This is a genomic window from Achromobacter sp. (assembly GCF_049647645.1).
In the GTDB taxonomy this organism is placed as follows: Bacteria; Pseudomonadota; Gammaproteobacteria; order Burkholderiales; family Burkholderiaceae_B; genus Achromobacter.
The window spans coordinates 12,898-32,890 of record NZ_JBARYB010000202.1; the positions used below are offsets into that span (position 1 = coordinate 12,898).

The window sequence follows — 19,993 nt, forward strand, 5'->3', positions numbered from 1 at the left end:
CCGTGCACAGGCCCTAGGCGGGAAACACGCTGACGCCGCTGTCGCGATCCGCCGCCTGCTGATACTGCCGCGGCGACTGGCCGAAATGCGCGCGGAAATCGCGCGAGAAATGCGCGCCGTCCGCAAACCCGCAATCCAGCGCGATCTGCGTAATGCTGCTGGGATTGTTCAGCAGCAGCCAACTGCCGTACTCCAGCCGCAACTGCCGCTGGAATGCCATCGGCGACATGCCCGTGGCCAGGCGGAACGCGCGCTCCAGCTGCCTGCGTCCCACCCCGACGTAGCGCGCGATCGCGTCCAGCGGCGGCGGGCTGTCGATGCGCTGCTCGATGAAGTGCGCGGCCTGGCGCACGCGCAGGTCCTGGATGCCCGACAGGTCCGTGTGGAAGTGGGCCTGCGGCACGCGCCCCGGCCGGACACCTTGCAGCATCATGTGCCGCATGGCCTGCTGCGCCTTGTCGCGCCCGCAATGCCGGGCCACCAGGTAAAGCGCCAGATCGATGGCCGCCGTGGAGCCGGCGCAGGAAATCAGGTCGCCCTCATCCACGAACAACCGGTCCACCACTGCGCGGGCCTGTGGAAAGCGCTCGCGGAAGGTGTCCAGCACGTTCCAGTGCACGCAAACCGTGCGCGGCCCGATGACATCCGCCTGCGCCAGCGCGAAAGTGCCGGTGCATATGCCCAGCAGCCGCACGCGCTGCGCCGCCGCCAGCCGCAGCCAGTCGCGCAGGGGCTCGGGCAGGCGGCCGTTGAAATAGTCGTTGCCACCGCATACCGCCACATAGTCGAACTGCGTCGGGTCTTCGGGCAGACCGTGGGCCACCTCTATGGTCAGGCCGGCGCTGCAACAGCGCGGCTTGCCGTCCCAGCTCATGACGCGCCAGGCGGTATGGATCTGGCGGCTGCGTCCGCCGTGGTCGCCCGCCAGCCGCAACACGTCCACCAATCCGGCAAAGGCGGCCAGCGTGAACTGGTCCAGCAGCACGATGCCTACGGTCAGTGCGGGTTTCCCCTGGGGCAGGCCGCTGAACTCGTCGTCATAGGAGAAAGACGGCGCCGCGGCGGGTGTGGCGGTTTCCATGTCGCAATTATTCAAGTTTTTGTCCCGCGCCTTCAAGCTGGTTTTCCCGGGGATCGCCCAAGATGCATCTATGGCACCGTCCTGCCGCGCCCGCCGGCGCCGCCGCAACGGGCCGATAAATCGACAAGGGGAATCCGACATGGCAACACTCACCCGCAGCGCGATCCGCGCCGCCTTGCTGGGAACCGGCCTGCTGCTCGCAGGCCAGGCGCTGGCCCAGCAGCAGAAGATCACCGTCGCCTGGTACGGCGGCAACTGGGGCGACGCGTTCCGCGCCTGCGTGGCCGAGCCCTACACCAAGGCGACCGGCGTGGCCGTGGTGCCGGAAGTGGGCACGTCCACCACCACGCTGGCCAAGCTGCAGCAACAGAAAGGCGCGCCCACGATAGACGTGGCCTGGATGGACGGCGGCATCAGCGAACTGGCCGCCGAAGCGGGCGTGCTGGACGCGCTCGATCCCGCCGGCATTCCCAACCTGAAGAACGTCATCGACCAGGGCGTGTACCGCAACGGCGATGGCGCCTACGCGGTCAGCACCGGCTACTACTCGCTGGGCATCGCCTACAACACCAAGGAAGTGCCGCAGCCCCCCACCAGCTGGAAGGACCTGTGGAAGCCCGAGTACGCGGGCGCCGTCGCCATTCCGTCGCCAGCGAACTCGTCGGGTGTGCCGTTCATCTTCTTCCTGGCGCGGGTGTTCTCCGTCGACCCGTCCAATCTGGCGCCGTTGTACGCCAAGCTGGCCTCGCTGGACACGGCCCTGTTCTTCGACAGTTCGGGCGCGGCCACCAATGCCTACCAGAGCGGCGAGGCCATCATCGGCGCGCATTTCAACGTGGGCGCCTGGGACCTGATCGACAAGGGCCTGCCCATCGGCTTCGCGGTGCCCAAGGAAGGCGCCTGGGCCACGGATGCGCGCCTGCATCTGGTGAAGAACGCGCCGAACAAGACCGCCGCGCAGAAGTTCATCGACACCGCGCTCACGCCGGATGCCGCCGCCTGCCTGGCCACACGCCTGTACCTGGGGCCCGCCGTCAAGGACGTGCAGGTGTCCAAGGACGTGGCCCGCAAGCTGCCCTGGGGCGCGGACGGCTCGGTCAAGAACCTGAGCCTGTTCGACTGGAACCTCATCAACAGCCGCCGCGCCGAGGTCACGGACGCCTGGAACCGCCAGGTTGCCCGCAAGCGCTAGGGATAGAACATGTCCGCTTTGCTCACCATCGAAGGCGTGTCGATGCGCTTTGGCGCCTACCAGGCGCTGGACCGCATCGACCTGGAGGTCCAGCAGGGGGAATTCGTGGCCCTGCTCGGTCCCAGCGGTTGCGGCAAGACCACCCTGCTGCGCTCGATCGCCGGATTCCTCAGGCCCGAATCGGGCCGCATCCTGATCGAAGGCCAGGACATCAGCCGTCTGGCCGCACACCACAGGCCGCTGAATACCGTGTTCCAGAACTACGCGTTGTTCCCGCACATGAGCGTGCTGGAAAACGTGGCCTATGGTCCGCGGCGCCAGGGCGCGTCGCGGCAGGAGGCGGCCGGGCGCGCGCGCGCCGCGCTGGACATGGTGGGCCTGGCGGACTTCGGCCCGCGCTATCCCCGCGAAATGTCCGGCGGCCAGCAGCAGCGCGTGGCGCTGGCGCGCGCCATCGTGAACCAACCCAAGCTGCTGCTGCTGGACGAACCGCTGTCGGCGCTGGACCTGAAACTGCGCAAGCGCATGCAGCTGGAACTCAAGCATCTACAGGCCAAGCTGGGCATCGCCTTCATCTTCGTCACGCACGACCAGGAAGAAGCCATGACCATGGCCGACCGGGTGGTCGTCATGCATGCCGGCAAGATCGAGCAGGTAGGCGGCGGAACCGACATCTACCGGCACCCTGCCACCCGCTTCGTCGCCGAGTTCATCGGCGACGCCAACTTCATACCGTTCACGGCCATCGACGGCGACGCGCTGCTGATGGATGCCCAGGGGCTGCGCGTGCCGCTGCCGGGCAAGACCGCGCCCGCGCGCGGCGTCGCCGTGCTGCGGCCCGAGGACTTGCGCCTGGCCGATGCATCGACGGCCACGGCCCTGACCGGCACGGTCACCGACGTCATCAACGTGGGCAGCCACTGCATGATCCACGTGGACATCGGCGGACAGGTCCTGGTGGCGCGCCACGGCGGCATCGCGCCATCCGGCCTGGGCCCGGGCGCCGCGGCGCGCCTGGCATTCGCGCCGGAACACCTGCACCTGATCGGTGAACAGCCATGAGCACGCGCGCCTGGCGTTCGCCCTGCCTGCTGCTGGCGGCTCCCGTGCTGTTCTTCGCGGCGTTCTTCCTGGCGCCGCTGGCGGTGGTGGCGCTGGCCAGCATCACCGGCGGGCCCGACGGCCTGAGCCTCACCCCGCAGCAATACCTGCGCGTGCTGGGCGACCAGTACCACTGGGACGTGATCCTGGTGACGTTTCGGCTGGCGTTCTTCACCACGGTCGTCTGCGTGATCCTGGGCTACCCGCTGGCCTGGTACTTGGTGCGCGTGGTGCGCTGGCAGGCCTGGCGGCGCTTCTGCGTGATCCTGCTGGTGGTGCCGCTGTTCACCAGCAATATCGTGCGCGCCTTCGGCTGGATGGTGCTGCTGGGCCGCAACGGCCTGGTCAACCAGGCCCTGGTGGGCGTGGGCGCCGCCGACCGACCGGTGCGCTTCATCGGCACCGAACTGGGCATTCTGATCGGCATGGTCTACGTGCTGCTGCCCTTCGTGGTGCTGGCGGTGGGCAATGCGCTGGCGCGGGTCGATCCGGCCTGCGAGCACGCGTCGGCCGACCTGGGCGCCAGTCCGGCGGCGACCTTCTTCCACATCACCTGGCCGCTGACCCTGCCCGGCGTGGTCTCCGGCGCCATCATGGTCTTCACCCTGGCCGTCAGCGCCTACGTCACGCCGGCCCTGCTGTCGGGCGGGCGCGTGTCGGTGTTGTCGATGCTGATATTCCAGCAATACAGCACGGTGTTCGACTTCCATTACGGCGGCGCGCTGAGCATGGTGCTGCTGGTGTTCACCTTGATCCTGGTGGCGCTCGCCAACCGCGCCGCCGTCCTGCCGGGAGCCGCGCGATGATCGCCCGCAACCTGATCCGCCTGATCGCCCTGGGCGTGCTGGCCTACCTGGCCCTGCCGCTGGTGGTGATCCTGGGTTCCTCGTTCACGGCCACGCCTTACCTGGCGTTTCCGCCCAAGGGCTTTACGCTGGACTGGTACCGCACCCTGCTGATCGAAGCCGGCTATGTCGCCGCGTTCACGACCAGCACGGTGCTGGCCCTGGCCGCCACGGCCGCCGCCGTGCTGCTGACGGTGCCCGCCGCGCTGGCGGTGGCGCGCTACGAGTTTCCGGGCAAGGCTGCGCTGACCTCGGTGCTGATGTCGCCGCTGGTGCTGCCCCACATCGTGCTGGGCGCGGCGCTGTTGCAGTACGGCGCGTACTTCGGCCTGACGCGCAGCTTCCTGTCGTTGCTGATCGGGCACATCGTCATCATCGCGCCCTTCGTGCTGCGGTCCACGCTGACCTTGCTGACGCCGGAGCAGCGCGCGCTGGAGGAAGCCTCGGCGGACCTGGGCGCGAATCCCTGGACCACCTTCTTCCTGGTGGTGCTGCCGCAGATCCGGCCGGGCATCGTGACCGGTTCGATCTTCGCCTTCATCTCTTCGTGGATCAACGTGGAGCTGTCCATTTTCAACACCACGGCGGACCTCAACACCATCCCCGTGAAGCTCTTCAACTACGTGCAATACACGATAGATCCGACCATCGCAGCCGTATCGGGCGCCACGATCGTGGTTGCGGTGATCGCCATCGTCATCCTGGATTTGACCGTCGGGCTGGACATGCTGTCCGAACGCGGCAAATAACCTTTCTTCCCTACCTTAATTGTCTGGAGTCACAGTCATGCGCAAGCAAGACGCGTTCGATGTCATCTATACCCATACCGAAGGCGAGCCCCTGTGCATCGTGCACAGCGGCATCCCCTACCCCGCCGGCTCCACCATCCTGGAGAAGCGCGCCTTTCTGGAGCAGAACTACGACTGGCTGCGCAAGGCGCTGATGCGCGAGCCGCGCGGCCACAAGGACATGTTCGGCGTGTTCCTCACGCCCCCGTCCAGCCCCGAGTTCGACGCAGGCCTGATCTATATCGACGGCACCGAGTATTCGCACATGTGCGGCCACGGCACCATCGCGGTCAGCATGGCCATGGTGGCCCACGGCCTGGTGCCGCGCGGCAAGGACGGCATCACCAAGATCCGCTTTGAAACCACCGCCGGCCTGGTGGTGTCGGAAGTGGCGTCCGAAGGCGACAACGTGCTGTGGACGCGATTCGAGAACGTGCCCGCCTATGTGGCCGCGCAGGACATCCCGGTGGAACTACCCGGCTACGGCAAGCTGTCGGCCGACATCGTCTGGGGCGGCAATTACTTCGGCATCGTGGACCTGTCCGGCTGCGATCTGCGTATCTCGCCGGACAACGGCACGGAACTGTCGCGCATGGGCCTGATCGTGCGCGACCAGCTCAATGCCCGCCAACGCATCCAGCATCCGACCGAGGCGCACATCAACAACCTGAACTTCATCACCTTCTGGCACCAGCCGACCATCGAGGGCGCGTTCTACAAGAACGTGCATGTGTTCAGCGCCGGCCAATTGGACCGTTCGCCCGGCGGCACCGGCACCAGCGCGATGATGGCCATGTTCGAGGCGCGCGGCAAGATGGGCTTGAACCAGCCGATCAAGTCGGAAGGCCTGCTGGGCAGCGGCGTGTTCGAGGGCTGCCTGCTGGGCGAGGTGGACCTGAACGGCACCCGCGCCGTGCGTCCCACGGTCAAGGGCACGGCCAGCATTCTGGGAACGGCGCGTTGGGTGATCGACAAGAACGACCCTGTGGGCGCCGGATTCCTCATCCGCTGAAGTGAAAAGGCGCGTGAGGCCGATTGGCCCCGCGCGCCTTTCTCGATGGCGAGCGCGGTTACGTCCGCGCCGCATCCTCCAGAATCATCTCCGCGCCGCGCTCGGCCACCATCATGACGGCGGCCTGGGTGTTGCCGGAGACCATCTTCGGCATCACAGAAGCATCCACCACGCGCAGGCCGGACAGGCCGTTCAGGCGCAGGCGCACGTCGGTGACGGCGGCGGGGTCCGAGCCCATGCGGCAGGTGCCGATGGGGTGGTAGATGGTCTGGCCGTTGCGCCGCGCGAAGTCCAGCCATTCGTCGTAACTGTCCACCGCCACGCCGGGGCTGATCTCGGATTCCACGTAGCGCTGCATGGCCGGCTGGCCGACAATGCGCCTGGCCACCTGCATGCCGCCCACCAGGCTGTCGCGGTCCACCTGGGCCGACAGGAAGTTGGGGCGGATCGCGGGGCCGGCCTGCGGGTCGGCCGACTTGATGTGGATGGATCCGACCGATTCGGGCCGCAGCTGCGCCACGCCTATCGTCATGCCCGGTTGCCGGTCCAGGATGCGTTCGGCGGCGTTGGCGTAGCTGGCGTGCACGAAGAAGTACTGCACATCGGGCGCGGGCAGGTCCGGCGCGCTTTTCACGAAGCCGTGCGCCAGCCCCGTGCCCAGGGTCAGGATGCCCTTGTGGCTGGCGTAGTAGCGCGCCACCTGCTGCGCCAGGCGCCAGCCGCGCGACATCTCGTTCAGCGTCACGGTGCCCTGCACCCGCCAGTTCATGCGCGTGGCAAAGTGGTCGATGTAGTTCTCCCCCACCTGCGGCTGCGCCAGCACCGGCGTAATGCCGAACGATTGCAGCAAGGCCGGGTTGCCGATGCCGGACAGCTCCAGCAGCTGCGGCGACTGCACCGCCCCCATGCACAGCAGCGTCTCGCGCCGCGCGCGCACGATGTGCTCCTGCCCGTTCTTGCGGTAGGTCACGCCCACGCAGCGCTTGCCCTCGAACACCAGCCGCGTCACGTGCGCGCCGCACTCCACGCTGAGGTTCTTGCGGCCCGTGGCGGGTTTCAGATAGCCGTCCACCACGCTCCAGCGCCTGCCCCGGTGCTGCAGCACCTGGTAGTAGCCCACGCCTTCCTGGCTGCCGCCGTTGTAATCCGGGTTCAAGGGCTGCCCGTCTTCCTGCGCCGCCCGCAAGAATGCATCCGCGATGGGAAAGCGTTCGGCCACCTCTTCCAAGTGCATGGGACCGTTCTTGCCGCGGCTGCCATCGCCGGGTTCGTAGCATTCGATCTTGCGGAAGACGCGCTCGGCCTGGCTGTAGCCCCAGCCGGTGGCGCCGGCCGCCTCCCAGCCGTCGTAGTCCCGCGGCTGGCCGCGGACGTAGATCATGCCGTTGATCAGGGTCGAGCCGCCCAAACCCTTGCCGCGCGGCACGGCGATGATGCGGCCATGGACGTTGTCTTCCGGCTCGGTGGCGAAGCGCCAGTTGTATTCCGGGTTCACCAGCAGCTTGGAAAATCCCGCCGGGATGGAGATCCACATGCTGCGGGCTTCGTGGCCGGCCTCCAGCATCAGCACGCGGTACTTGCCGTCGGCGCTCAGGCGGTTGGCCAGGATGCAGCCCGCCGTGCCGCCCCCGGCAATGATGAAGTCGTAGTCGCTCATACGGGTCAGCGTCCTGTGCCGGCCTGCTTGTCCGCCGCCACGCCCAGCATCTGCGCCATCAGTTCGATCTGGCAGGCCAGCATCGGCGCGCCGTAGTGCACCTTGCAGCCGCGGGCCTGCGCCGCCAGCAGCAAGGCGGTGTCCTTGGGCTGCATGATGACTTCGCAGACCAGTTGATCCGGCGTCAGGCGGCTGGCGTCCAGCGGCAACGCATCCTCCGGCTTCATGCCCAGCGAGGTGCCGTTGACCACCAGGTCATGCCCCGACGGGTCGGGCGTGCCCACGTCGATCCGGGCACCGGGATGCAGCGACAGGATGCGCGCCTTGAGGTCTTCGGCCTTGGCCGTCGTGCGGTTGGCGATGGTCAGGCGCGACACGCCGGCCTGCACCAGCGCGAAGCCGATGGCATTGGCCGCGCCGCCCGCGCCCGCCAGGTAGGCGCTCTTGCCTTCGGGCGACACGCCGGCGCTCTGCAAGCCGCGCACGAAGCCTTCGCCGTCCAGCATGTGCGCCACCAGCTTGCCGTCGGCCTCGCGCCGCACCACGTTGGCCGCGCCGATCTTGCGCGCCACGGGCGTGGCGTCGTCCACCAGGTCCAGGATGGCGGTCTTGTGCGGCACGGTGACGATGACGCCGCCCAGGTTTTCCAGCCGTCGCAGGCCGGCGACCACTTCCGCCAGGTTGTCCGGCCGGGCGTGGAACGGCACGCACACGCCGTCGAACCCGATGGCGGCGAAATGCTCGTTCATGCGCTGCGGCGTCTTCACATGGTGGATGGGATCGGCCAGGATGCCGAACAGGCGCGTGGTTCCGGTGATTTCCTTCATTCTCGTCTCCGTGTCTCAGGGCTGGAGCGTGGCGCGCGCAACCTCGGCGATGCCGGCGGCGTCCAGTTTGTAGTGCGCGTACAGGGTGGTGGGTGGCGCGATCAGGCTGTACTCGTCGTAGATGCCGTGGCGGCGCAGGCGCGTGCCCGTGCCCGCGTCCGCCAGGACCTCGGCCACGGCCGAACCCAGCCCGCCCAGCACGTTGTGCTCTTCCACCGTCATCAATTGGCGGGATCTGCCCGCCGCGGCCAGCACGGCATCGCGGTCCAGGGGCTTGATGGTGGGCATGTCGATCACGCCCACCGACAGGCCCTCGCCGCGCAGTTGCTCGGCCGCGGCCAGGGCCGCGTGCACGGTGATGCCGCAGGCGATGATGTTCAGGTCCGAGCCGCTGGAATGGACGATGGCGCGGCCGAATTCGAAAGGCGTGCCGTCTTCATAGACCTGCGGGTCGCGGCCGCGGCCGATGCGGAAGTAGATCGGCTCGGGCCAATCCACTGAGGCCTTGATGGCGGATGCCAGTTGCGGGCCGTCGGCGGGCGAGACCACCGTCAGGCCGGCGAGCGCCCGCATCGTCGAAATGTCTTCGGTGGCATGGTGCGAGGTGCCGTAAAAGCCCAGGCTGATGCCGGTGTGGTGGCCGATAAGGCGAACCGGCAGTTTGGTGTAGGCCACGTCCATGCGGATCTGTTCGCAGCACAAGAGGCCCAGGAAGGATGCGAAGGTCGCGACGAAAGGCATCATGCCCGTGGTCGCCAGCCCGGCGGCGGCCGACACCATGTTCTGCTCGGAAATGCCGAACTGGATGTAGCGATCGGGATAGGCCTGCGCATAGCGGTTCAGGCCGTTGGAATACTGCAGGTCGGCCGAGCCTGCCACGACGGGGTGTCCCGCCTGCGCCAGTTCAATCAGCGCGTCGGAAAGATAGGACAGCCCGGGGTTCACCGCGTTCAGGGCGCGGTATTGCCAGGAGTCGGGAGAGAGGACTTGTGCCTGTGCCATTCAGATCTCGCGGGAAAGGATTTCTTCAACGGCGCTTTGCGCATCCTGCGGCGCCAGGTAGCCAAGATGCCAGCCCGGCTCCGTTTCCATATAGGACACGCCTTTGCCCTTGATGGTCTTCGCGATCACGCAGGCCGGCTTGGCGCGCGCCTCATCCGCGCGCAGGCGGCGCAGCAAGGCGCTCAGCTCCGCCAGGTTGTGGCCGTCGACCTCGTGCACGTCCCAGCCGAAGGCCTGCCATTTTTCCTTCAGCGACTCCACGCCCATGACCTCATCGACCTTGCCGTCCAGCTGATAGCCATTGCGGTCGACAATGGCGACCAGGCGCGACAGGCGGTTGTGCGCGGCGAACAGCGCGGCCTCCCAGACCTGGCCTTCCTGCATCTCGCCGTCGCCCAGCAGCACGAACACGTTGAAGTCGCGTCCGCTCATGCGCCCGCCCACCGCCATGCCCGCGCCATTGGACAGCGCATGGCCGATCGAGCCCGAGCTGAAATCCACGCCCGGCACCTTGCTCATGTCGGGATGGTCGCCCAGCGGACTGCCCAGGCGGGTGTAGCCGTCCAGCAGTTCGCGGTCTATGAAGCCGTGGTCGGCCAGCACCGGAAAGAGGCCCACGGCGGCATGGCCCTTGCCCATCAGGAAGCGGTCGCGGTCGGGCCACTGCGGTTCGCCCGGACGCAGGCGCATCACGTCGTAGTACAGCGCGGCGAAGATTTCCGCGCACGAGAACACCGAGCTGTAGTGTCCGACCTTGGCAATTTCGATCAGCCTGATGGTCTCCAGCCGGATGTGGCGGGCCTTTTCCCGCAGCATCCCGACCTCCCCTTCCGTAGGGGCCTCCCAGTCACTCCTCATGGCGCTTCCTTTTCGCTGTTAGGATATATGATATATAATATACCCATCGCGCTCGAATTTGCCATGGCGGGATAGAATTCATCCCGAATCCACCCGCCCCCATCAATACAGCAAGCCTGAGCCCTGTCATGTCCAGCCTCAAACCGGTAAAGAAAGAGAACCTCTCCGTCAGGGTCTACAACGAAATCCGCAATGCCCTGATCAACGGGCAGTACGAACCCGGCGAACGCCTGATCATTGGCGAACTGGCCCAGGAAATGGGCGTCTCCATCACGCCCGTGCGCGAAGCGATCTTCCGGCTGATCAGCGAGCAGGGCCTGGAAATGCAGGCGGCCACCGCGGTCTACGTGCCTTACGTCAATTCGGAAAAGCTGCGCGAAATCCAGCAGATCCGTTTCCACCTGGAAGGCATGGGCGCGGCCGAGGCCGCCCAACACATCACGCGCAAGCAGCTGGACAACCTGATCGCCCTGCAGAGGGACTTCATCTCCTGCACTTCCAGCGATCCCAAGCGCGCCAGCTACCTGAACCGCAAGTTCCACTTCGCCATCCTGGAAGCCAGCAACAAGCCCATCCTGCGCGCCACGGTGGAATCGTTCTGGGTGATTACCGGCCCCATCCTCAAGGTCTTCCACGTCAAGACCTCGGGCCTGGACTACTCGCAGAACGAGCACCGCCACGAGGCCGTGCTGGAAGCCCTGGAAGCGCGCGACTCCGAAGCCGCCAGGCAAGCCATCCAGGCCGATCTGGTCTGGGGCGGCAAGATCATGATCGACTGGCTGGTCGAGCGCGAAAAGGAACTCGACTACCGCCCTCCCGCTGCCCGCAAATAGGAACAACCCATGCTGAAGATTTTTGGTGCGCCCTGCCGCTATATCCAGGGCGCCGGCGCCCTGGACACCCTGGGACAGTACGCCGCCCTGTTCGGCCGCCGCGCTGCCCTGGTCATCGACAGCTATGTGCATGGCGTGCTGGGGCCAAGAATCGAAGCATTGTGCGCGGCGCAGCAGGTATCGCTTACGCCGCTGATCGTCGAAGGCGACCTGACGCCCGCGGCGATCACGCAATTGCGCGCGCAGGCCGCGCCAGCCGGCATCGACATGGTGATCGCAGTGGGCGGCGGCAAATCGCTGGATGCCGGCAAGGCGGTGGCCAAGTCCTCGCACTGCCACCTCATCACCGTGCCCACCGTTGCCTCCAACGACGCGCCGACCAGCAAGAACTACGTCCTGTACGACGCCCATCACAATCTCCTGGCGGTGGAACACATGCTGTTCAACCCCACCCTCGTGCTGGTGGACACGGCCGTCATCGCCACCGCGCCGGCGCATTTCTTCCGTGCCGGCCTGGGCGACGCGGTCTCGAAGAAGTTCGAGGCCGAGCAGTGCGCCCGCAACGGCGGCAGGAACATGTATGACGGCGCGCCGCCCCTTACCGCCCAGTTCATCGCCGACGGCTGCCTGCGCACCCTGCTGGCCGACGGCGCGGCGGCCGCCGCGGTTGCCGGCAGCGGCCAGCCCACGCCGGCGTTCGAACGCGTGGTGGAAGCGATGATCCTCATGAGCGGCCTCGGTTTTGAAAGCGGCGGCCTGTCCATTGCCCACGCGCTGACGCGCGGCCTGCCCAAGATCAGCGGCGTGGCCGCCGCCCCGCATGGCCTGCAGGTCGCTGTCGGCCTGCTGGTGCAGCTGGACCTGGAAAACCGGACGGACGGCATGCTGGCCGAGCTGAGCCGCTGGTATGCCCAGGTGGGCCTGCCCACCACCTTGCGCGAACTGGGCGCGGCCGCCGTGCCGTCCGACGCGGAATTGAAGCTGGCTGCGGAGCTGAGCCTGAAGGCCCGCCACGCCGCCAACTTCGACCGCGCGCTGGACACGGACACCCTGGCCGCCGCGCTGCGACGCCACGCCTGACAAGGCAGGGCGCCGGCCAAGCCGGCGCCCTGCCGCATCAGAACGCGACGTTGTCCTTGCCCTTCAGATCCAGCTTGGCGCGCGCTTCTTCGGGCGTGGCGATTTCCAGGTTCAACGCTTCCAGGATGGTGCGGATGCGCTCCACCTGGACCTGATTGGACTGCGCCATTTCGCCCGGGCCGATCCACAGCGAATCCTCCAGCCCTACCCGCACGTTCGAACCCATGGCCGCGCCGATGGTGGCCAGCGGGATCTGGCCGCGGCCAGCGCCCAGGATCGACCATTCATAGTCGTTGCCGAACAGGCGGTCGGCCGTGCGCTTCATGTGCATCAGGTCTTCGGGGTGGGGGCCGATGCCGCCCAGGATGCCGAACACCGACTGGATGAAGGGCGGCGACTTGACCAGGCCGCGGTCGACGAAATGCGCCAGGTTGTACAGATGGCTGATGTCATAGCACTCGAACTCGAAACGGGTGCCGTTGGCGTTGCCCAGCGCCAGGATGGATTCGATGTCCTGGTAGGTATTGCGGAATACCAGCGAGCGGCTGTTCTCCAGGTGCTCGCGTTCCCAGTCGTGCTTGAACTCCTGGAAGCGGCCCAGCATCGGGTACAAGCCGAAGTTCATGGACCCCATGTTCAGGGATGCCAGCTCCGGCTTGAAGGTGGTGGCCGGACGCATGCGCTCTTCCACCGTCATGTGGGGGCTGCCGCCGGTGGTGATGTTGATGATGGCGTCCGTTTCGCGCTTGATCCGCTCCAGGAAGGGCTTGAACAGCGCCGGATCCTGCGAGGGCTTGCCGGTCTGCGGATCGCGCGCGTGCAGGTGCAGCACCGCCGCGCCGGCCTTGGCCGCGCCGATGGCCGCTTCCGCGATCTCGTCGGCGGTGACCGGCAGGTGCGGCGACATGCTGGGGGTATGGATGGCGCCCGTCACGGCGCAAGTGATGATGACTTTCTGCTTGGGCTTAGCCATTGTTGTCTCCGTTGTCCTGTTTGTGGCGCATGAGGCGCATCAGTTTTTCATCGCGCCAGAAGCGGCGCTTGGCAAGATCTTCCCGCGGCAGCAGGCCGCGGCGTTGCTCCGACAGGGCGTCGACCAGCGCGCCGTCCCAGGCGGCGGGTTCGCCCTGGGTCGCGCCGATGGATTGGTACAGCCCGCCGTAGCGCGCGCAGTAATCGGCAATGCCGCCCGGCGCATTGAGGTCTATGGTTTCGAACGGCCCCATGAACGACCAGCGCAGGCCCAGCCCGTCCTTCACCGTGGTGTCGATATCCTCGGCGCTGGCGATGCCCGCGCTGGCCAGCCGGAAAGCCTCGTGCAGCAGCGCGCCCTGCAACCGGTTCAGGATGAAGCCTTCGATTTCGCGCCGCACCAGCACCGGCTTCTGGCCGATGCCGGTCATGATGGCGCGGGCAACAGCCACGGCCTCGGGGCTGGTCCAGGGCGCGGGACACAGTTCCACCACCGGGATCAGGTAAGGCGGATTCACTGGATGCGCCACCAGGCAGCGATGCCGTCCGGCCAGATGTTCGGTGAACTCGCTGGCGGGGATGCTGGACGTGGAGCTACCGATGATGGCGTCGGGCTCGGCCGCTGCGTCCAGTTGCGTGAACAGTGCCCGCTTGATCTCGACGTTTTCGGGCGAGTTTTCCTGGATGTAGCTGGCGCCCTTCAAGGCCTCCGCCAGGCTGCTGGCCACATGGACGCGGCCACCGATGGCCTCGGCGTCCTTGAGCAAGCCCTGGGTTTCAAGTTCCCGCAGCTGCTGCAGGATCAGGCCTCGCGCCTCGGCCAGCATGGCGGCGTTGACGTCATACAGGCTCACTTCCCAACCCATGCGGGCGAACACGATGGCCCAGCCCTGGCCTATCAATCCGGTGCCGACGATGGCGGCGCGCTGCGCCTTGGAGCCGGCGTCCATCAGTAAAGCTTCTGCGTGTAGCCGTCCACCACGATGGCCTGCCCCGTGACGCTGCGGGCAGCCTCGCTGGCGTTGAACAGCACCATGTTGGCGATGTCGCGCGCCGTGACCATGCGGCCCAGCGCCGCCTGGTTCTCATACTGCGCGGCGATCTCCTCCACCGGGCGGCCCAGCGTATCCGCCTTGGCCGCGATGACGGCGCGGATGCGCGGCCCTTCGACCGCGCCCGGCAGGATGGCGTTGACGCGGATGCCATGCGGCCCCAGCTCGATGGCCAGGGACTTGGTGAAACCGATCACCGCCCATTTCGAGGCCGAATAGACCGAACGCCCTGCAAAGCCCAGATGGCCGGCCGCGGACGACAGGTTGATCATGACGCCGGCCTTGGATTCCTTGAGCAAGGGGATAGCCTGGCGCGCGCACAGGAACTGTCCGGTGATGTTCACGGCCAGCGTGCGGTCCCAGTCCGCCTTGGACAGGGTTTCGACATAGCCGGTGGGACCGGCCACGCCCGCGTTGTTCACCAGGATGTCCAGGCCGCCCAGCTTGGCGCGGACCTGATCAAAGAGCGCGGCGACGCTGTCCTCGTCCGAGACGTCAGCCAGCACCGCGTGCACCCCGGGCAATTCGGCCGGCAGCGCGGCCAGGCGCTCCTGGTTCACGTCGCACACGAATACGGAGGCGCCGGCATGGCGGAACACCTTCGCCATTTCCAGGCCCAGCCCGTCCGCACCGGCGGTGATGAGCACTCTTTTCCCGGCGAAATCCACTTCCTCGAACATGCCTCTGTCTCCTAGATTCTTATGAAAAGCAGGCGATTGATGATATACGATATATGAAAAAAACAGCTATGCCCTGATGTTTTTGGCAACCATCGACTCAGCCAAAAAGAGTCATCCCAAAGTGGGGTAGCAATGCGGATTTGCGCTGGATCAGCCCGCTAAGTCTTTATTCATGCGGCTTTAGGGAATTCCCCGATTCGGCGGGTTACGGCCCCAACTAGAATCCAAGGCGGGGTTTGCTACCCGTCCGGCAGATATATCATATATTCAAAAAAACGGACCAAACAAGAAAGTCCGCATCCCATACCGACAAAGGAGCGTAGACAGTGTTCAAGTTCAACAAAATTGCTTTGGCGCTGGCCGTGTGCGGCGCGCTGGCAAGCGGCACCGCAGCGGCCGACATGAAGGTAGGCGCCCTCTTCCCGTTCAGCGGCGCGCTCGCGCTCCTGGGACAAGAGAGCTATCGCGGCCTGGAGCTGGCCGTCAATGAGATCAACGCCGCGGGCGGCATCAACGGCGAAAAGATCGAAATCATCAAGGCCGACGCCGTCGACCCGACCCAGGCCGTGTCGGAAACCAAGCGCCTGATTTCCTCCAACGTGGTCGGCGTGTTCGGCAGCTACGCTTCCGGCATCTCCTACGCGGCCTCGCCCGTCACCGAGCTGGCCGGCGTGCCCTACTTCGAACTGGGCGCCACCGCGCACAAGATCACCACGCGCGGCTACAAGTACCTGTTCCGCAGCAACCCCAACACCGCGCTGTACGGCGTGTCGGTGGTCAATGCGCTGCACGACACCATCGCGCCAGGCATGGGGCTGAACCCCAAGGACATCAAGATCGGCATCATCCACGAGGACGGCCCCTACGGCACCGACGTGGCCGCCACCGAGAAGAAGCGCGCGCAGGAGCTGGGCTACACCGTTGCGGAAGTGCTGCCGTATTCGGCCAAGACGGTGGACCTGTCCTCGCTGATCCTGCGCCTGAAGGGCGCCAAGGTCGACGTGGTGCTGCAGACGGCCTATCAGAACGACGCCATCCTGTTCTTCAGCCAGGCGCGCGCCGCGGGCTTCAAGCCCAAGGTCGTGATCGGCGCGGGCGGCGGCTATTCGCTGGCCGACACGGCCAAGGCCGTGGGCGCGGACATGAACGGCGTATTCGACCTGGACTTTCCGCAATCCTCCATCAATCCGGCGGGCGCGCCCGGCCTGGACAAGTTCCTGGAAGCCTACAAGGCCACCTACAAGAGCGATCCGCAGTCCGGCCACAGCCTGACCAACTACGTCGGCGCCAAGGCCTTCTTCGAAGCCATCGGCAACGCCAAGTCCACCGATAAGGACAAGATCCGCGCCGCGGTCCTGGCCTACAAGCAGCCGGCAGGCCAGACCGCCAACGGCTGGGCCTTCGACTTCGGCGAAGACGGCCAGAACAATGCATCCACGTTCTACGTGATGCAGTGGCAGGACGGCAAGCTCGTCACCATCGCGCCCAGCAACCTCGCACTCGGCAAGCCGGTTTTCAAGAAATAAGCGCCACGCCAGTGCTCAGGCGCTCGGGGGCGCCTGACGTATCCCGGGGTCCGCGCGCCCCGGCCCGGCCGACGACACGGCCGCGCCGGGGCCGCAGCCCGCTCTAAGAGGTTGCAACATGGAACTATTCATTCAACTGGTCATCAACGGCCTGTTGCTGGGCGGCGCGTACACCATCATCAGCCTGGGGCTGACGCTGATCTTCGGCGTGGTGCGGGTCGTGAACTTCGCGCATGGCGAGTTCCTGATGATAGGCATGTACATGGTCTATCTGATCGCGGCGCAATTCGGCGTGCATCCCTATGCCGGCCTGGTGCCGGTGGCAGTCATCCTGTTCGCGCTGGGCGCGCTGACGCAGAAGGGCATCATCCAGCCGCTGCTCAACGCCGACCAGCACATCCAGATCTTCGCCACGGTGGGCGTGTCCACCATCCTCCTGAACCTTGCCCTGGTGATCTTCGGCGCCAACGTCTACCGCGCGCCGGTGGAACTGGGTACCAATGCCATCGACATCGGCCCCTATTCGATGGTGACCGGGCAGCTGATTACCTTCGTGATCGGCCTGAGCCTGGCCGTGCTGCTGCACCTGTTCATGCACCGCACCTATCTGGGCCGCGCGCTGCGGGCGGTGGCGCAGCACCGCTACGCCGCCACCCTGATGGGCGTGAACGTCAACAACGTCTACGCGATCGCCTTCGGCCTGGGCACGGCCTTCGTCGGCATCGCCGCGGGCCTGCTGGCGCCGCAGTATCCGGTGTTTCCCACCGTGGGTACGTACTTCGTGCTGACGGCATTCGTGATCGTGGTGCTGGGCGGACTGGGCAGCCTGTATGGCGCCGTGGCCGGCTCCATGATTATCGGCATCGTCGACACGCTGGCCGGCTTCTACATCGCCCCCGACCTGAAAGAGGTCGTTTATTTCGGGATCTTCCTCTTGATCCTGGTGCTGCGTCCGAACGGCCTGTTCGGCGTTGGCACAGAGTGATCAGAGCAACAAGGAGCGAGATGTGTTTCCCGATATTCGACACCCCAAGACCTACGTCAGCCTGATCCTGCTGATCGCGCTGTTCCTGGTGCCCGTGGTCATGGGCACGCCTTTCTGGACCAATCTGTTCGTGCTGCTGTTCGTGTTCTCGGCCCTGTCGGTGGCCTGGAACATCGTCGGCGGCTACGCCGGCCAACTGTCCCTGGGCCACGCCGTGTTCTACGGCATCGGCGGCTATACCGCCACGCTGCTGACGCAGAACTTCGGCATTTCGCCCTGGTTCGGCATGCTGGCGGGCGCGGTGATCTCGGGCGCGGTCGCCATCCTGATCAGCTACCCCACCCTGCGGCTGCGCGGACCGTTCTTCGCGCTGGCCACCATTGCAATCCTGGAAGTGGTGCGCCTCCTGGTCATCCATGAAGAAAGCTGGACGGGCGGCTCCAGCGGCATCAGCCTGCCGCTGAACATAGGCTGGACCTGGATCGTGTTCCGCGAGAAGCTCAACTACGTGATCATCGCCTTCGGCCTGTTCCTGCTGGTGACCTGGGCATCCTGGTACATCCGCAAGTCGCGCATCGGGCATTACCTGATCGCGATCCGCGAACGCGAGGACGCAGCGCTGGCGGTCGGCATCCATACCGTGCGCATGAAGATCATCGCCGCGGTCGTGTCCGCCATGCTGACCAGCATCATCGGCACCTTCCACATCACCTACCTGACCTTCGTGGATCCCAGTTCGGCGTTTTCGCTGGAGCTGTCGATCCAGGTGGCCATGTTCGCCCTGATCGGCGGCCTGGGCACGGTGGCCGGCCCCATCGCCGGCACCTTCCTGGTGCTACCCATCGCCGAACTGGCGCGCGGCTGGCTCAGCAGCGTGGGCAACGGCATGCACGGGCTGATCTACGGCCTGATCCTGGTGGCGGTGGTGCTGACCATTCCGCGCGGCCTGGCCGGCGCCTTCGGTCCGACCATCGAGCGCTGGCTGTCGCGCCTGCCCTATCTGGGCACGCCGCGCGCCAAGCTCAAGCTGGCCGACGAACTGCGCCTGCACAGCGCGGCGCGCACCGAGCAGCCGGTGCTGAAGGCCGAAAAACTGTTCAAGAGCTTCGGCGGCCTGCGCGCCACCAACGACGTGTCGCTGACGCTGAACCAGAACGAGATCCTGGGCATGATAGGCCCCAATGGCGCGGGCAAGACCACGGTGTTCAACCTGCTGTCGGGCTTCCTGTCGCCGGACAAGGGCGGCATCAGCATGCTGGACGCGAATGGCAAATGGGTCACCTGCAAGACGCCCGACGAATTCGCGCACCAGGGGCTGGGCCGCACCTTCCAGATCGCCAAGCCCTTCACCGGCCTGACCGTGCTGGAGAACATCATGCTGGGCGCCTTCATCCGGACCTCGAACCGCGATGAGGCCGAGCAGATCGCCATGAAGGTGGCCGAGCAGACCGACCTGGTGAAGTCCCTGGACATCGAGGCGCGCAACCTGACCGTGGGCGGCATGAAGCGCCTGGAGGTCGCCCGCGCGCTGGCGATCAAGCCGCGCATCCTGCTGCTGGACGAAGTGATGGCGGGCCTGAACCCGACCGACATCGAGAAGTCGATCCAGATGATCCGGCGCATCCGCGATTCGGGCGTGTCGGTGCTGCTGATCGAACACATGATGCAGGCCACCATGGCGCTGTCCGACCGCATCATCGTGCTGAACGAAGGCGCGGTGCTGGTCAGCGGCGCGCCCAAGGACGTGGTCGAGAACCCCGCCGTCATCGAAGCCTATTTGGGCAAGGAGTACCAGGATGCTTAAGGTTTCGAATCTGTCCTCGGGCTACGGCAAGAGCGAGGTCCTGAACGGCCTGAACTTCGAAGTCCACGCCGGCGAGATCGTCACGCTGATCGGCGCCAACGGCGCCGGCAAGACCACCACGCTGAAGACGCTGTGCGGCGTCATCGGTGCGATGGAAGGCAAGGTCGAATTCGAAGGCCAGGACCTGACCAACCGCAAGCCCTACGACATCGTGGACGCCGGCATCACCATGATTCCCGAAGGCCGCCAACTGTTCCCGCACTTCACCGTGCGCGACAACCTGCTGATGGGCTCGTACAAGCGCGCCGCCCGCCCCATCGTGCAGCGCAAGCTGGACGAGGTGCTGGGCATCTTTCCCCGGGTGAAGGAAAGGCTGAGCCAGTACGCGGGCTCGCTCTCGGGCGGCGAACAGCAGATGGTGGCGATCGCGCGCGGCATGATGGCCGATCCCAAGCTGCTAGTGTTCGACGAGCCCTCGCTGGGCCTGTCGCCGCTGCTGGTGCAGCAGATGTTCGACATCATCCGCGGCGTCACCGCGCACGGCGTGACCGTGCTGCTGGTGGAGCAGAACGTGTTCCGCACGCTGCGGCTGGCGGACCGTGGCTACGTGCTGGAGAACGGCGCCATCGTGCGCACCGGCACCGGCGCGGAACTGCTGAGCGACCCGCATGTGAAGAAGGCCTATCTGGGCCATTGAT

At 66.1% G+C, this 19,993-nt stretch carries 19 protein-coding genes; 11 read left to right on the plus strand and 8 right to left on the minus strand.

What is annotated here, in order from left to right; genetic code table 11:
* Positions 1 to 13 precede the first annotated feature (13 nt).
* Positions 14 to 1,081, minus strand: coding sequence for a GlxA family transcriptional regulator (locus tag WBB14_RS22755; protein ID WP_424241845.1), 1,068 nt, complete (start codon positions 1,079 to 1,081; stop codon positions 14 to 16).
* Positions 1,082 to 1,220: 139 nt separating this feature from the next.
* On the opposite strand from WBB14_RS22755, the gene WBB14_RS22760 reads away from it, so the two are divergent.
* The 5 genes from WBB14_RS22760 to WBB14_RS22780 are packed head-to-tail and all read left to right on the plus strand — an operon-like array spanning position 1,221 to position 6,019.
* Positions 1,221 to 2,273 carry an ABC transporter substrate-binding protein gene (locus tag WBB14_RS22760; RefSeq protein WP_424241846.1) on the plus strand — a complete coding sequence of 351 codons (1,053 nt, stop codon included), beginning with the start codon at positions 1,221 to 1,223 and terminating at the stop codon, positions 2,271 to 2,273.
* A gap of 9 nt (positions 2,274 to 2,282) precedes the next feature.
* On the plus strand, positions 2,283 to 3,335 hold the full coding sequence (locus tag WBB14_RS22765; protein ID WP_424241847.1) for an ABC transporter ATP-binding protein: 1,053 nt from the start codon (positions 2,283 to 2,285) through the stop codon (positions 3,333 to 3,335).
* Entirely contained in the window at positions 3,332 to 4,180 is an 849-nt protein-coding gene (locus WBB14_RS22770; protein WP_424241848.1) for an ABC transporter permease, read from the plus strand. The genes WBB14_RS22765 and WBB14_RS22770 overlap by 4 nt, the downstream gene beginning before the upstream one ends.
* The gene (locus WBB14_RS22775; protein ID WP_013395466.1) at positions 4,177 to 4,968 is read left to right on the plus strand and encodes an ABC transporter permease; all 792 of its coding nucleotides are present in this window, start codon (positions 4,177 to 4,179) and stop codon (positions 4,966 to 4,968) included. Before WBB14_RS22770 ends, WBB14_RS22775 begins: the two co-directional genes overlap by 4 nt.
* A 37-nt stretch (positions 4,969 to 5,005) precedes the next feature.
* Positions 5,006 to 6,019: a proline racemase family protein gene (locus WBB14_RS22780; protein WP_013395467.1), complete on the plus strand. Its 1,014-nt coding sequence runs from the start codon at positions 5,006 to 5,008 to the stop codon at positions 6,017 to 6,019.
* Between the two features lie 58 nt (positions 6,020 to 6,077).
* Here the strand turns inward: WBB14_RS22780 and WBB14_RS22785 are convergent, their stop codons facing one another.
* The 4 genes from WBB14_RS22785 to WBB14_RS22800 are packed head-to-tail and all read right to left on the minus strand — an operon-like array spanning position 6,078 to position 10,363.
* Positions 6,078 to 7,676 (minus strand): GMC family oxidoreductase, encoded by a 1,599-nt coding sequence (locus WBB14_RS22785; protein ID WP_424241849.1) that lies wholly within the window; start codon positions 7,674 to 7,676, stop codon positions 6,078 to 6,080.
* Positions 7,677 to 7,681: 5 nt separating this feature from the next.
* Positions 7,682 to 8,503, minus strand: coding sequence for a shikimate dehydrogenase family protein (locus WBB14_RS22790; protein WP_424241850.1), 822 nt, complete (start codon positions 8,501 to 8,503; stop codon positions 7,682 to 7,684).
* Between the two features lie 15 nt (positions 8,504 to 8,518).
* A complete protein-coding gene (locus WBB14_RS22795; RefSeq protein WP_424241851.1) occupies positions 8,519 to 9,505 on the minus strand; it encodes a transketolase family protein in 987 nt (328 codons plus the stop codon).
* Entirely contained in the window at positions 9,506 to 10,363 is an 858-nt protein-coding gene (locus WBB14_RS22800; protein ID WP_424241852.1) for a transketolase, read from the minus strand.
* Between the two features lie 128 nt (positions 10,364 to 10,491).
* Between WBB14_RS22800 and WBB14_RS22805 the strand changes: the two genes are divergently transcribed.
* The gene (locus tag WBB14_RS22805; RefSeq protein WP_042794640.1) at positions 10,492 to 11,196 is read left to right on the plus strand and encodes a GntR family transcriptional regulator; all 705 of its coding nucleotides are present in this window, start codon (positions 10,492 to 10,494) and stop codon (positions 11,194 to 11,196) included.
* Between the two features lie 9 nt (positions 11,197 to 11,205).
* On the plus strand, positions 11,206 to 12,276 hold the full coding sequence (locus WBB14_RS22810) for a glycerol dehydrogenase (RefSeq protein WP_424241853.1): 1,071 nt from the start codon (positions 11,206 to 11,208) through the stop codon (positions 12,274 to 12,276).
* Between the two features lie 37 nt (positions 12,277 to 12,313).
* Here the strand turns inward: WBB14_RS22810 and WBB14_RS22815 are convergent, their stop codons facing one another.
* The 3 genes from WBB14_RS22815 to WBB14_RS22825 are packed head-to-tail and all read right to left on the minus strand — an operon-like array spanning position 12,314 to position 14,980.
* Positions 12,314 to 13,249 (minus strand): 3-keto-5-aminohexanoate cleavage protein, encoded by a 936-nt coding sequence (locus tag WBB14_RS22815; RefSeq protein ID WP_424241854.1) that lies wholly within the window; start codon positions 13,247 to 13,249, stop codon positions 12,314 to 12,316.
* Positions 13,242 to 14,198 (minus strand): 3-hydroxyacyl-CoA dehydrogenase, encoded by a 957-nt coding sequence (locus tag WBB14_RS22820; RefSeq protein WP_424241855.1) that lies wholly within the window; start codon positions 14,196 to 14,198, stop codon positions 13,242 to 13,244. The genes WBB14_RS22815 and WBB14_RS22820 overlap by 8 nt, the downstream gene beginning before the upstream one ends.
* The gene (locus WBB14_RS22825; protein WP_424241856.1) at positions 14,198 to 14,980 is read right to left on the minus strand and encodes an SDR family oxidoreductase; all 783 of its coding nucleotides are present in this window, start codon (positions 14,978 to 14,980) and stop codon (positions 14,198 to 14,200) included. Before WBB14_RS22825 ends, WBB14_RS22820 begins: the two co-directional genes overlap by 1 nt.
* A 326-nt stretch (positions 14,981 to 15,306) precedes the next feature.
* Here WBB14_RS22825 and WBB14_RS22830 point away from each other — a divergent pair, with 326 nt between their 5' ends.
* The 4 genes from WBB14_RS22830 (at position 15,307) to WBB14_RS22845 (ending at position 19,992) form a co-directional block, all read left to right on the plus strand.
* Positions 15,307 to 16,506: an ABC transporter substrate-binding protein gene (locus tag WBB14_RS22830; RefSeq protein ID WP_424241857.1), complete on the plus strand. Its 1,200-nt coding sequence runs from the start codon at positions 15,307 to 15,309 to the stop codon at positions 16,504 to 16,506.
* Positions 16,507 to 16,624: 118 nt separating this feature from the next.
* The gene (locus WBB14_RS22835; protein ID WP_013395478.1) at positions 16,625 to 17,491 is read left to right on the plus strand and encodes a branched-chain amino acid ABC transporter permease; all 867 of its coding nucleotides are present in this window, start codon (positions 16,625 to 16,627) and stop codon (positions 17,489 to 17,491) included.
* Between the two features lie 22 nt (positions 17,492 to 17,513).
* Complete coding sequence (locus tag WBB14_RS22840; RefSeq protein WP_424241858.1) at positions 17,514 to 19,295, plus strand: ABC transporter permease subunit; 1,782 nt, start codon at positions 17,514 to 17,516, stop codon at positions 19,293 to 19,295.
* Positions 19,288 to 19,992, plus strand: a complete 705-nt coding sequence (locus tag WBB14_RS22845) for an ABC transporter ATP-binding protein (protein ID WP_424241859.1) — start codon at positions 19,288 to 19,290, stop codon at positions 19,990 to 19,992. Before WBB14_RS22840 ends, WBB14_RS22845 begins: the two co-directional genes overlap by 8 nt.
* Position 19,993 lies beyond the last annotated feature (1 nt).